General features: G+C 47.3%; 12 protein-coding genes. 8 read left to right on the plus strand and 4 right to left on the minus strand.

Annotated features, from left to right (window positions below; genetic code table 11):
- Positions 1–3: 3 nt before the first annotated feature.
- From ACYVE4_RS07930 to ACYVE4_RS07950, 5 genes are all read left to right on the plus strand, one after another.
- Entirely contained in the window at positions 4–1,512 is a 1,509-nt protein-coding gene (locus tag ACYVE4_RS07930; RefSeq protein ID WP_460996727.1) for an aminotransferase-like domain-containing protein, read from the plus strand.
- Positions 1,509–3,413: a CocE/NonD family hydrolase gene (locus ACYVE4_RS07935; RefSeq protein ID WP_460996728.1), complete on the plus strand. Its 1,905-nt coding sequence runs from the start codon at positions 1,509–1,511 to the stop codon at positions 3,411–3,413. Before ACYVE4_RS07930 ends, ACYVE4_RS07935 begins: the two co-directional genes overlap by 4 nt.
- 30 nt (positions 3,414–3,443) lie before the next feature.
- The gene (locus ACYVE4_RS07940; protein ID WP_460996729.1) at positions 3,444–4,385 is read left to right on the plus strand and encodes a ketopantoate reductase family protein; all 942 of its coding nucleotides are present in this window, start codon (positions 3,444–3,446) and stop codon (positions 4,383–4,385) included.
- 191 nt (positions 4,386–4,576) lie between these two features.
- Positions 4,577–5,068, plus strand: a complete 492-nt coding sequence (locus ACYVE4_RS07945; RefSeq protein ID WP_460996730.1) for a hypothetical protein — start codon at positions 4,577–4,579, stop codon at positions 5,066–5,068.
- A 334-nt stretch (positions 5,069–5,402) separates the two neighbouring features.
- On the plus strand, positions 5,403–5,921 hold the full coding sequence (locus ACYVE4_RS07950) for a GNAT family N-acetyltransferase (protein ID WP_460996731.1): 519 nt from the start codon (positions 5,403–5,405) through the stop codon (positions 5,919–5,921).
- 33 nt (positions 5,922–5,954) lie between these two features.
- Here ACYVE4_RS07950 and ACYVE4_RS07955 read toward each other — a convergent pair whose 3' ends face one another.
- From ACYVE4_RS07955 to ACYVE4_RS07965, 3 genes are all read right to left on the minus strand, one after another.
- On the minus strand, positions 5,955–6,227 hold the full coding sequence (locus ACYVE4_RS07955) for a UBP-type zinc finger domain-containing protein (RefSeq protein ID WP_460996732.1): 273 nt from the start codon (positions 6,225–6,227) through the stop codon (positions 5,955–5,957).
- Positions 6,228–6,314: 87 nt separating this feature from the next.
- Positions 6,315–7,979: an FAD-dependent oxidoreductase gene (locus ACYVE4_RS07960; protein WP_460996733.1), complete on the minus strand. Its 1,665-nt coding sequence runs from the start codon at positions 7,977–7,979 to the stop codon at positions 6,315–6,317.
- Positions 7,980–8,052: 73 nt separating this feature from the next.
- Entirely contained in the window at positions 8,053–9,465 is a 1,413-nt protein-coding gene (locus tag ACYVE4_RS07965; RefSeq protein ID WP_460996734.1) for an ATP-binding protein, read from the minus strand.
- A gap of 124 nt (positions 9,466–9,589) precedes the next feature.
- On the opposite strand from ACYVE4_RS07965, the gene ACYVE4_RS07970 reads away from it, so the two are divergent.
- Positions 9,590–10,513, plus strand: coding sequence for a ChaN family lipoprotein (locus ACYVE4_RS07970; RefSeq protein ID WP_460996735.1), 924 nt, complete (start codon positions 9,590–9,592; stop codon positions 10,511–10,513).
- 76 nt (positions 10,514–10,589) lie between these two features.
- Positions 10,590–11,354 (plus strand): SDR family NAD(P)-dependent oxidoreductase, encoded by a 765-nt coding sequence (locus ACYVE4_RS07975; protein WP_460996736.1) that lies wholly within the window; start codon positions 10,590–10,592, stop codon positions 11,352–11,354.
- Between the two features lie 67 nt (positions 11,355–11,421).
- On the opposite strand, the gene ACYVE4_RS07980 is transcribed toward ACYVE4_RS07975, so the two are convergent.
- Positions 11,422–12,486, minus strand: a complete 1,065-nt coding sequence (locus tag ACYVE4_RS07980) for a hypothetical protein (protein ID WP_460996737.1) — start codon at positions 12,484–12,486, stop codon at positions 11,422–11,424.
- Between the two features lie 83 nt (positions 12,487–12,569).
- Between ACYVE4_RS07980 and ACYVE4_RS07985 the strand changes: the two genes are divergently transcribed.
- Positions 12,570–13,751 carry a GlmU family protein gene (locus ACYVE4_RS07985; RefSeq protein WP_460996738.1) on the plus strand — a complete coding sequence of 394 codons (1,182 nt, stop codon included), beginning with the start codon at positions 12,570–12,572 and terminating at the stop codon, positions 13,749–13,751.
- Positions 13,752–13,753 lie beyond the last annotated feature (2 nt).

Raw genomic sequence — 13,753 nt, forward strand, 5'->3', positions numbered from 1 at the left:
TGTATGACAACGCGTACAGATGAGACCACTACTTTTGTCTGTAAACCAGTTATCGTGGTTTATAAAAAGTCTATGCATGTATCGATTCCTAAGTATCAGCAAGTGGCCCGTCAGTTGAGTGATAAGTTGCGACTCGGCGTGCTAACCGAAGGTGATAAGCTCCCTTCCGTCCGTACGCTTAGCCAGGAGCTTGGCGTCAGCATCAACACCGTACAGCAGGCATACTATTGCCTGGAAGCAGAGGGGCTGGTAGAAGCCCGGCCCCAGTCGGGTTACTACGCTCGAACAATGATTGAACGTATGGGTACTGTACCTCGCCGGTCTGAACCCCAGGCGATGGCCCACCAATCTGATCTCTCCAATCAGGAGTCGGTATTGCTCAGACTAATGCACCAGCAACGGCAACCCGGTTGGCTACCTTTATCACTGAGCGTACCTGCACCCAGTCTACTTCCAGTTAGCAAGTTAACCAAGGCGCTCCAGCAAGCCCAGCGCGAACTGCCCCACGGTGGAATCGAGTACGAACAGATGGCTGGTAATGCTGCGCTGCGTCGACAAATTGCCCGCTATGCTCTGTTTTGGGGCGGTCAGATCACCGATGAGGAAATCATTACGACCGAAGGCTGCACGGCTGCCCTGGCCCTATGCCTGAAAACTGTTACTAAGCCAGGCGATACCGTCGCGGTAGAGAGCCCTGTTTATTTTGGTATCCTGCAAACGATCCTCTCGCTGGGCCTGAAAGTACTTGAATTACCAACCGATCCTCTGACAGGCGTTGATCTGGACGTATTGGAAGGACATCTCCGTGCGGGACAAGTGCAGACCTGTTTGCTGGTGCCCAGCTTCAGCAATCCTCTTGGCTGTTGTATGCCCAATTCCCATAAACAACGACTGGTGCGGCTGATGGAAACGTACCAGATTCCCCTCATTGAAGATGACCTCTACGGCGACCTGCATTTCGCCCCCGACCGACCACTCCCTTGTAAAGCCTTCGACCGGCAGGGGTTGGTTTTATGGTGTGGATCGTTCAGTAAAACCCTGGCCCCTGGCTATCGAGTAGGCTGGGTAGCTCCGGGGAGATATTACAATGCGCTGTTTCAGGTAAAGCGTTATCAGGCGGGTTTCTCGCCGGGTATAACTCAACAGGCCGTGGCCAATTTTCTGGCTAACGATCGCTATGAACTACACCTGCGCCGACTTCGGCAGCGACTGAAAAGCAACTGCCAGCGCTACCAGCAGACCATCCGTGCCCACTTTCCGGATGGCACGCGCATCAGCGAACCACAGGGCGGTTTTACCTTATGGGTTGAAGTTGATGCTCGAGTGAATACGTTGGCCTTGCTTGATCAGTTGGCTCCTTATAAAATCAGTATGTTGCCAGGGACTTTATTCAGCCTTCAGCCGCAGTATACCAATTGCATGCGACTCAGTTACGGAATGCCTTTTGACGAACGCGTTGCCTGGGGACTGAAAACCATCGGACAACTTATTCATCAGCAATTGGTGGTATGAATCGATTAATCGGACCAGCGATCGTTCAGGCGATGATCTTCGCCCTATGCTTATCGGTATGTCTGATAACATCTGTATATGCAGCCGATAAAGTGCGTGAGCGGTATCAGAAACTGGAATATCGAATCCCAATGCGTGATGGGATTAAGTTGTATACGGCCGTTTATGTGCCCCGTAATGCGTCGGTAAGCAAACGGTATCCCTTTCTAATGCAACGTACATGCTTTGGGGTTACACCTTACGGTCCCAACCAGTATAAAACGGCTTTAGGACCTTCGCCAACACTCCAGACGGATGGGTATATTTTTGTCTATCAGGATGTACGAGGACGCTGGGCTTCTGAAGGTCGTTGGACCAATATGACTCCTGTTGTCAGTGATCGTCGAAAGGTATCGGGTACGCGAGCGATTGATGAAAGTACCGACACGTATGATACGATTGAGTGGCTACTTCGGCACGTACGCTATCACAACGGTCGAGTAGGGCTATGGGGAATGAGTTATGCCGGATTTTACGCCATGGCGAGTTCAATAAATACGCATCCGGCCTTGAAAGCGTCTTCACCACAAGCTCCCATCGCTGACTTTTTCCGAGAAGACATTCATCATAATGGAGCCTTTACACAGGTCGCTTTGCTGGCCTATCCGCTGTTTGGCGATGGACCAACTAATCCGACCACAAAGCCCTGGTTCCTTAGGAACTGGATTCAAACGGGAGGCCAGACGGAATTTGCTTGGCATAAGCAATTAGGGGCATTATCTAATGCAAAGGCTTATTTAGCGCGGAATGCGTTCTGGCAACAAACTGTAGAGCATCCAAATTATGATGCCTTCTGGCAGCAGCGCAACATTCTACCTCATCTGCGAAAGATTCGGCCAGCCATATTGGTCGTAGGGGGCTGGTTCGATGCTGAAGATTTATATGGACCACTGAGTATCTACAAAACACTCGAGGAGCAGAGCCCACAAGCACGTCCGATGCTGGTGATGGGTCCGTTTGGGCACCGGGGGTGGTCGGAAGAAACGGGTCATACACTCCATAATGATCTCTATTTTGGCGATAGTCTGGCAACCTATTATCAGCGTGAACTGGAAGCCCCTTTCTTTCACCACTACCTGAAAGGAGCTGGCGACGGCAAAACCGGGCTGCCTATGATCTCCTTGTTCGATACGGGCCAAAAACACTGGCGAACGTTTACCCGCTGGCCGTCGCCTGATACGTATAAACTACGCTGGTATTTGGTCCAAACGGGTCAGCTAATGACACAATCCGCTGGCAGTACATCCTATCGGGAGTATGTTAGTGACCCGACGAATCCTGTTCCTTATACCGAAGCAACGCTAACGGCTGAGCCGGATTTTAGCGCGTTGGCCAGCTACATGTCGGCCGATCAGCGGTTTGCCAGTGAACGTTCCGATGTGCTTACTTTTCAAACCGATGTATTGTCTGAAAAACTGACTGTGGGTGGGGAAATTACGGTTCGATTAAAGGTTAGTACGACAGGAACCGATGCGGACTGGGTAGTCAAGCTCATTGATGTATACCCACCTGACGAACCCAATCATCCCTATATGCCCAATTCGCAAACGCAGCTAGCGAACTACCAGCAACTGGTTCGGGCCGACGTTATGCGCGGACGATTTCGGGATAGTTTTGAAATCACCAAACCCTTCACACCGAATCAAATTACCGATGTGACATTCCAGCTTCAGGACATCCTGCACACCTTTAAAAAAGGGCATCGGGTGATGATTCAGGTGCAAAGTAGTTGGTTCCCACTGATCGACCGAAACCCGCAGACGTACGTCGAAACTATCTATAAAGCTCAAACCGTCGATTTTCAACCCGCGCATCATCGCCTTTATAGTGACTCATCTATTGAGGTAATGATCTTACCGTAAATGAGTTAGCTAACTTATCACCCCATTCTTATGCATACTCCTATTTATATTATCGGAATTGGTGCCATCGGCATGACCTTAGCGGTTATACTCCGGCAGGCTGGAAAAGATGTAATTCTGCTGCACGGTCGCCAGGGTAGTTATTCAGAAACTGAGGCTTCCATTAAGGTTGAATGCAGTGATGGGACTATTCTCTCGGCGTCTATTCCGATCCATACGCTGGAACAGATTGATTCGCTGAACGGGCTGATAATTATAACCAGCAAATCGTTCGGTAATCAGGATTTAGCCAGGCGATTGAGTGGTAAGACAGGCCAATCGCCCCTGGTTTTACTACAAAATGGCCTGGACATCGAAGCGCCATTTCTGGAAGCTGATTTTCCAGAGGTTTATCGATGCGTGCTACTGGCTACCAGTCAGGTACGGGATGTTCATACGGTCAGCTATAAGCCTGTGGCAGCTTCGCCGATTGGAGTAGTGCGCGGTCAGGAAGCCCGAGTAGCCGAGCTTGTGGAGCAACTGAGTACATCGCTGTTTCCGTTTCGTACGGAACTTGCTATTCAACGGGCCGTCTGGGAGAAGGTTATTACGAACTGCGTCTTCAATGCCATTTGTCCACTATTGAATGTCGATAACGGTGTTTTTTACCGGAATACATCGGCACTGGCATTAGCGCGAGAGGTGATCGACGAATGCGTAGCCGTAGCAGAAGAAATGAAGATTTTACTGGACCGCGAGATTGTGGAGCAGCGATTACTGGAAATCAGTCGGCGCTCAGAAGGGCAACTTATCTCGACGTTAGTTGATATTAATCAGGGTCGGGAGACGGAAATTGATACATTAAACCTCGCTGTTGCCAGTCTGGCGCAACGGCTGGGCAAACCTCATTTAGCGAACCGTACCCGACTCTTAGGGGAACTGATCCGGTTGAAGTCAGCAGAAACTCGTGTTTCCCAAGACTTTATTTATTGATCCAGCTTTACTTCTCAACGGACAAGGCCGAAATGCCGTATAATAGTAAAATAGATCCTGTACATGAGTCGGCCAATTACTTAAAAACTTATATTTATCCTGTCAGGTAAACATAACATTAGATTATACAATAGGTAAAACAACTGTCTCTTATGGAAAAGGATCTATAGCTCTAGGCCAGGCCTGTTACAATGAAAACATTTTATCAACTCTGCATTCTATTACTTTTTAGCCTAATTAGCTGTCGTTCTTCAGAACCTGATCCTGAGCCAGCAGCTCTAGTTAGTGGTGATTACTCAGCTGTTGTAGCATTGAATACAGGACTAGTATATCCAATCAATGGCAAGTCGTTTAGCTTAAAGATTCAGCGAGTAAGTAAAGATACCGTTCAGGTAGCCATCCAGTCAGAACCCAACTATGGATTTTCGCCCGGGCAAAACCTGACGTATGCAAAAGCCTTTGTTGGCTCAAGTACCATTCCAGTAGCAAAACAACTGAAAGGTGGTTCATATCGGTACACGGTTTACTTAACCCCTAATGCGGTTAATAATCCGAGTTCCTTAGATAATGTGCTGTTATTTTATCAACATAATGGCCATTCTTATATTGACTATCATTATCGACCTGAAGGAACCAATCCAGAATGGGAAGGAGAAGAAATTACCAGACTTCAACAGTATTGATTTCCTCATTTAAATCAGGCTGTACTAGTCTAGTCTACAGAAACGCACTTATATCATAGTTATGCAGCTACTAAAAGAGCTACTAAAAGCCCTGGGTACGGGTCTATTGATATGCGTGTTAATAGTTCTTTTCTTCATCCTTCTGATTTTTATACCCTTGTGGTTTAATCACAGCTAGTTTTTGAGGATTCAGTTTACATATATTGCCACTGATACAACGGCTTTGAAAATGCAATCAATGTTCGGGTATACAGTGCTGATCTTATTAGCGTTCTCACTTACTCGGAGAAAGAGGTAATATCCTGATAAAAGCTGAAAAATAACTGTTCGTGCTATGTCTATTGACTGTGACCTTTGTATCATCCGTTCCTGGCAACAGGGCGACGAACCGACGCTCGCTCTACACGCCAATAACAGGAATATTTGGCTGAACTTACGGGATCGCTTTCCGCATCCTTATACGGAGGCTGATGCACAAGGATGGATAGCGTCTGTTGTAGGGACTCTGCCTGAAACTAATTTCGCTATCGTAGTTGATAATGAGCCCGTTGGAGCGATAGGTTTAGTGCTTCATGAAGACATTGAGCGCTGTTCGGCAGAAGTAGGGTATTGGTTAGGGGAAAACTATTGGGGCCGTGGCATCCTTACCGTAGCCTTAAAAGCCTTCACTCAGTACGTCTTTCGCGAATTTGACCTGACTCGCCTATATGCCGTCCCCTTCTTACGTAATCCGGCTTCAATTAAAGTGCTTGAAAAAGCAGGCTACCACTGTGAAGGAATCATGCGCCGAAGTGCGATTAAAGATGGTCAAGTGTTAGACCAGGCTTTGTATGCGTATATCGCAACTGCTTAAATGATCCTGCTGACAGGCTGTAAAACGCTCCAGTCAATACGTTGCCATTTGCTCGTCTGTGTAACACCATAACCATCGTTCGCCCTGTTCGGCAGAAGCGATTACTGGATGCTCAGTTCGATAGAAATGTTTCGTTGCGTGTTTATTGGGGGATGAGTCGCAACAGAGTGTTACACCACAGGTCTGGCAGGTACGTAAATGCATCCAGGAACTCCCCGTTTTCACGCATTCTTCACAAACATATTCCTCCGGTAAGCGAATGTCTGTTACCGCAGCCAGATGAGTGCAAATAGTCCGTTTAAGCATATTGTAGATGTATGATGTATGCTATAGGGTGTATGAGAGGTGAAGTAGTTACCGAATATATCTCATAGACCCTATAGCATACATCGTTTAGTTTTCAGCTAAATACTTGTGCACAAAACTCACGGCCATGGCTCCTTCTCCTACGGCTGAAGCGACGCGATTCATGGCGCCAGAGCGAACATCACCAGCCGCAAAGATGCCTGCGCTACAGGTTTCGAGCAGATAAGGCTCCCGCTCATGTTTCCAGACCTGTTTAAAGTCGGCGTAGCGGGCCAGATCGCGACCAGTGGCAATGAAACCGTTCGTGTCTTTAATAATGTTCATTTCAATCCAGTCGGTGAACGGCTTGGTACCGATAAAAATAAATAACCCGGCCGCCGGAACGGTTTTACGCTCTTTGGAATCCATATTTTCCAATACCACACATTCCAATTGATCGTTACCTAATCCCTCCACAACCTCGGTGCAGCCCATAACCGTAATATTTGGCGTCCGTTCGATCTGATCAATGAGGTACTGCGACATCGTTGCGGTTAGATCAGACCGTCGAATGCATATTACGACTTCCGAGGCCGTTCGGGATAAATACATAGCGCCCTGCCCCGCCGAATTTCCACCACCTACCACAAATACGGGCTTGTCTTTAAACGCATACGCTTCGGTTGTGGCGGCTCCGTAATACACACCTGCGCCGGTAAACTTATCAAGGCTTTCATTATCCAGCTTATGATACGACACGCCGGTGCTAAGCAAAATGGCTCGTGCTACAACCTCACTGCCATCGGCCATTTTAATATGCTTGTATTGCTCGCCCTGCGACTTAATTGAAACGACTTCCTGAGGAGCTAAAAATTCAACCCCAAAACGTTGAGCCTGTGTAATAGCCCGACGGGCCAGATCGGCTCCGCTTAGACCATTTGGAAAACCAAGGTAATTTTCAATTCGGGAGCTCGTACCTGCCTGCCCTCCCGGCGCACGCTTGTCGATTAAAATGGTTTTTAGACCTTCCGAACCCCCATAAACCGCAGCGGCTAATCCGGCCGGGCCCGCGCCAATAATCGCCAGATCGTACAGGCTTTTGGACGCTTTTGGCTGCAGACCTAACTTTTCGCCCACATCACTGAGGGTTGGCTGTGTCAGTACAGTTCCATCTTCGAACACAACAATGGGTAACTCCTTTCGGCTTAGCTTGTGTAGATCAAGTAACGGCTCTGCCTGTGGATCATTCTCAATATCAAGCCACTGATAGGGAAATAGATTGCCTGCCAGAAAGTCTTTCAAGTCATGAGAATGGGGTGAAAACTGATAACCCACTAGTTTTAATCCCTCAAAAGCAGGTCGATAGTCCGATTGCCAGTCACCAAGTAAATCATCCAAAATAGGGTATAATTTCTCTTCGGGCGGGTCCCAGGGCTTGGCAATGTAATAATCTAACTGTACTTCGTTAATTGCCCGAACGGCCGCATCGATATCCGAGTAGGCCGTAAGCAAAACGCGTTTGGCATTCGGGTATAACTTACGCGCTTGCGTCAGAAACTCCACGCCCGTCATATCCGGCATTCGTTGGTCCGACAAAAAGAGAGCGACTTCCTCGCCTTTTTTCTTTAAATCGGGCAGCGATTCCAGGGCCTCCCGTGCCGAACTGGTGCTAAGAACTCGGTATTTTTTTCGGTACTGCTGCCGCAAATCGCGTTGAATGGCCTGCAATACCTGCGGGTCGTCGTCGATAGAAAAGATGATAGGAAGGCGCATAGAGGAATGATTGAGTTGTTGACTGATTGACTTGTTGAATAATAAATCGTAGCTCTACAATTCAATCAGTTAATTATTCGACAGGTAGGCAAATACTAAACTCGGTTCGGCCGGGCTTTGATTGGAGTTTAATCGAGCCATTGTGGTGTTTGACAATGCCTTGTACAATATCCAGACCGAGACCAGTGCCTTTCCCAATTTCTTTGGTTGTAAAAAAAGGGTCAAATATTTTGTCCCGAATATCGCTCGGAATGCCGGTTCCATTATCAATTACTTTGGTCAGCACAAAATCCATCCCGTTTGACTGATGATCCAGTTCGCTGATTATATTAATTTTACCGCCATCAGGTAACGCATCAATCGCATTATCGATCAGATTTGTCCACACTTGATTGAGTTCACCGGGCCAACCGCATACATCAGGCAAATTATCGGGTAAATCGAGATGTACGACAATGTGTTTACTTTTTACTTTATGATTCAACAAAGTAAGCGTGTTTCGAATGCCATCAGCTAAACGAACTCGTTCTTTGCCCGCCCCCCGGTCCATGTGCGTATAATTTTTTATTGAGTTGACCAGCGTCGAAATGCGGGTGGATGCATCACTAATGTCGATTACCAGTTTCTCGGTTACGAGGTTATTGACCAACCAGTTAATTACCCCAACCAGATTCTCATCACCAATTTTATCCAGAAGCCAATCCAGATCGGTTTCTGTAAATCCGTATTCGACTAACGGCCCGGCTAAATCGAGCGAATCATCAACACCATGATCATCGAGCCAATCCGTTAGTCTGTCTTCCAGGTCACTTCGTTGGAGTAACGTCAATTTTTGCGATGTGCCCATCGCAACGCACTGATCCAGTTTGCCAAAAAATACGGTATTCGCCGAGTCAACCTGCTCATCAGTCAGGTTGAGATGCATGATGGTTTTAAACGCTTCGGGTGTTGCCCGCAAGTGCGCTTTCAACGTATCGGCCGAGCGAACAACGGCAGCAATCGGATTATTGAGTTCATGAGCCAAGCCAGCCGACAAACGACCCAGGGATGCCATTTTTTCGTTTTGCTGGGTCAATTTTGTATAGTCCCGAACGCGCGTAGTCATCTGATGGACAAGTACTTCCGTTAGTTCGTAACAGGTATGAATCAGCTTGCGCAGATGATCGCGATGGAGCCGAAGGATAGTTGTCTGTTTTTCAGCCACTAACCGATTCGGAAAACGTTTCATCCGCGAGAAAGGCAATAATCCCAGAATGGAATAGGCGTCATAGAGAAGCAGTTCATCGCCCGGTCCGCCTGCGCCGGTTTCAATCCGAACACGTCCCTCCAATAATAACATCAAATAATCAGCCGATTCATTTGGCTTGTAGATAACGACTTCCTCCGGATAGGATACTTCGTCAGCTCGCTCGATAAACCACTGTAATTGGTCATCAGGCACTAATTTAAAATCCGGAAATTGGCGGAGGGTTTCTAACAGATTCATACGAAGAGGAAGTTGACAGACGAGTAACGAATTATACGACCGATTGGTTACAGTTTCATGTATTCCTTCCGAACTTCGCAGAAATTCTCGGATTTTCAGGATACAACTCTACAACTTGCTGATAATGCGTCTTATTCTGGTATTGCTTTGCCTGCTGGCATTCTCTTTTCGTCCCCGCCTGAACGGCCCTGATAAACCGGCTTATCGGCTCTATACACCCACTCTGAAATCAACAACGTATGCCAAATTGCTCCGTCAGGCCACTGAGGCCGATGTGGTTTTATTTGGCGAGTTACACAACAATCCCATTTGTCATTGGCTTGAACTTCAGTTAACGAAAGATTTGCAGGCTGCCCGAAAAGGAGCTTTGGTACTTGGTGCCGAAATGTTTGAAACCGATAATCAAGCGGCACTCAGTGACTATGTGACTGCCAAAACCACCGCCAAAGAATTAGCGACGCAAGCTCGGCTTTGGCCAAACTATAATACAGATTATAAGCCGATTACGGATTTTGCGCGTGAGCAGCACATTCCATTTATAGCAACTAATATTCCCCGCCAATACGCTCGGCAGGTATCCCGCCAGGGCTTAGCGTCGCTCGATACGATCTCGGCGGATGCCAAGCGGCAGATCGCTCCGTTGCCATTGACTGTTGATTTAACCTTACCCGGCTATAAGGGAATGATGGATATGATGGGCAATGGCACTCACGGCTCAACACCTGGTTCCTCAACAGCCACTACAACTCCGGCGGCTACGGATCAGTCGGCTAATTTCGCCCGTGCTCAGGCGGCTAAAGATGCGACGATGGCGTACTTTATTCTGCAAAATCGCAAGCCCAGTCAGACGTTTCTACATTTCAATGGCGATTACCATTCCAAAAACTTTGAAGGCATTGTCTGGTATTTACGCCAGCAGCAACCCGATCTGAAAATTCTGACCATTTCATCAGTCGAAATCGCTGATATTGAGAAACCAGCGGATGACAATAAAAATCTGGCCGACTTCATACTGACGATTCCAGCCGATATGACGAAAACGTATTAAAGCCCATCACTAGTTTTTTCGGGATAGTTTCGCTGGTTTATGGTTTACCAATTACTGCAAAACGAGCGAACTATCCATGATTAAAGATCTTCTGAATTTATCTGGCAAAAACGCATTAGTAACTGGCTCTAGCCAAGGTATAGGCGAAGCGATTGCGCTGGCTCTGGCCGAATTTGGCGCGAATGTCCTCATCCATAATCGGAAGGGTGACGATGAAGCTCAGAAAGTGGCTGAACAAGTCCGGGAAAAAGGGGTAAAAAGTGAAGTAATTAGCGCCGACTTAGCCGAATCAGATGCTGTCGACAAGCTTTTTCAGCAGGCTACAGAAGCGTTTGACTCCATCGATATTTTAGTCGTCAATGCATCCGTTCAAATTCCGGCTCTTTGGGAAGATAGTACCCCGGATGACTTTGATACCCAGGTAAACGCCAATTGGAAATCAACGGTATCCATGATCCAGCGCTTTTATCCAGCAATGGCTGAACGCGGCTGGGGACGACTGCTCACGATTGGTAGCGTTCAGGAATTAAGACCACATCCGACTATGATGGTATATGCTGGTACTAAAGCCGCCGTCGCCAACATGGTTCGAAATCTGGGTTTACAAATAGCCGACAAAGGTGTTACTGTCAATAACCTTTCTCCGGGCGTTATTGAAACCCCAAGAACCGACGAGCCAACTCCGCCCGTTCCTGACCGAATTTCGCAACGAATGACCATTCCCGTCGGTTTTGAAGGCCGGCCCGAAGACATTGCCGGAATGGCCGTTCTCCTATGCTCCGATGCAGGCCGATACATTACCGGACAAACCTTTTTCGTCGACGGCGGTATGAGCCTGTGAATTTGAGTGATGAGTTATAAGTGATGAACGGTGAGTGAAGATTATGCGTCAGCCCACTCATCCTTCATCACTTATAACTCATCACTCCCGAAAGCCCTTCCACCACCAACGCCCAGCTGTGCGCTTCGCATTGCCACCGCATCTGGACGATCGATCGATCGGCAAAACGACGGAGCCAGGGCTGCTCATAAGCCGTCAGTAAACCGGCGATGAAGAAGTGAAATAAGTTAACGTCCTGCGCAAGTTTGTCTGTAGATACGTTTGGCATTGGTTCACCCAAACGATGTAAGGATGTCGCCAGCATTAGTTTTTCCACAGCATTATGAGCCTTATTTAGCGCCTGGTGCGCATCCTGAATCAGCCGTGGTCGAATCGTGGCTAATTCGGTTATATCGAAAGCCGCCATTAATCGGGAAAGGTGATAAATAATCAGCGATGTACGAGCATAGTGTGGGGCGCATCGAAATGGCTCCGAGATATATCTACCTGACTCAACAATCGATTTTAGATAGTTTAACGAATCCCTATCATGCTCATTACGAGGTAAATCATATTGATAAATACAGTAGAGAATATTGCTCAGGGCGCAGGCATCGAAATCAACGCCCATATTTTTCCCAAACCAGGTTGAGTAAGCGCGTAGGTGCCGATAATCACTATACGTATTTCGAATCTGGAATCGACCGCTCCCGTTAGCGTGCTGACTAAGTTTATCTTTTAACCAACTCAATTCTTGCTGAGTTGGATGCGTTGTCAGATACACCATCGCTGTATCATCGATATCGTCAGGAATACGAAAATGCTCGAATCGGTGAAACAAACGACCATTTGGGAAGTGTCGGGATGGACGAGTGGGCCAGAAATTATACGTTTTTAATCCGTCTTTATTCTGAAAAATTGAGTAAGCTACTCGGGCTCGTTCGGCAATCTGGTCGATCAATAGTTGAGACGCTGGCGATACGGTTATTCGAATAGACTGCAACGTAAAAACAGTAATGGCCGTAAAGAAAACATTGGTATCTGCGCGTTTATAACCAATCAAGTCATTACGACGAACCGACGGAAACAGACCATCTTCGCCCTGCAGGCTGGCGATGTGTTGAATAATTGTATCCGCAGTCAGCGTAGCCATAGTTTTGTAAAAGTACTCTTTGATATGTTCCCTTTTTCCAGATTAAGAGTAGATATTTGCCACCTGATCCATTGACTCAACCAATGTCAAATCTGATTTTATTTGACGATCCGATTATTCGTACTGCGTTGCTGCCCTTTACGTTCACGCGGCCTGTAGCCGGTATCCGAATCGGGATACAGACACTGGCCGAAAAATGGGCTGGCACTTTAGGGCAATCACCTTCCTTTCTGACCCAATCGTATTTACAGACGAAATTCCCGCTTCTTGCAGATACCGATAATTGGTATGTAAATAGTGCCGTTTGCCCGACAATTGCTCTACAGGAAGCCATCGCGAACCTGGCCAATAATGCTGGCTTGATTACGACTGATGGTTTAGTACTTGCTGTTCGAACAGGTAAAACATTGTCGTTGGCTCCAACCATTACCGACGATTATACCTATCAAACGTTTGCGGAGCCACTAACGATCATAGCCAATCTGTGGGATATATTTTTACAAAATGGCGATCAAATCCGAGCTGATTTCTCTCGATTAACGGCTGGGCGAACGTCTGCTCCAATTACTGACCCATTTACCCGCTGTTATGCGCCAGAAAATATATTCATCGAACCGGGCGCAACGATTCGGGCCGCCATTCTGAATGCGGAAGGTGGACCAATCTACATTGGTCGGGACGCTACGATTAGTGAAGGGTCTATTGTCATTGGCCCGTTTGCGTTGTGTGAAGGATCAACCGTTAATTGGGGCGGTAAAATGCGAAGCAATACCACCATTGGTCCCTTCTGCAAAGTGGGTGGTGAAGTCGGTAATTCGATTTTTTTGGGATATAGCAACAAAGGACACGACGGTTTTCTGGGGAATTCGGTAATTGGCGAATGGTGTAATCTGGGAGCGAATGTGAATAATTCGAATCTTAAAAACGATTACAGCAACGTTAAACTTCACTCCTACGCTACAGGACAACTGGAAGATACGGGGCGTATTTTTTGCGGCCTGATGATGGGCGATTTTACGAAAGCAGGAATTAGTACGATGTTCAATACGGGAACGGTCGCCGGAGTTAGCGCGAATATTTTTGGGGCCGGCTTTCAACCTAAACATATTCCATCCTTTTCCTGGGGAGGAGCGGATAGTTTTGCAACGTACCGTCTTGATAAGGCATTACAAGTGGCGCACGAAGCGTTTATTCGACGGGGCAAAGCGTTCGATGATACAGAAGCCGATATTCTCAAATCTATTTTCTCACTGGAGAACAAGTAGAT

The organism is Spirosoma harenae (genome assembly GCF_054776975.1).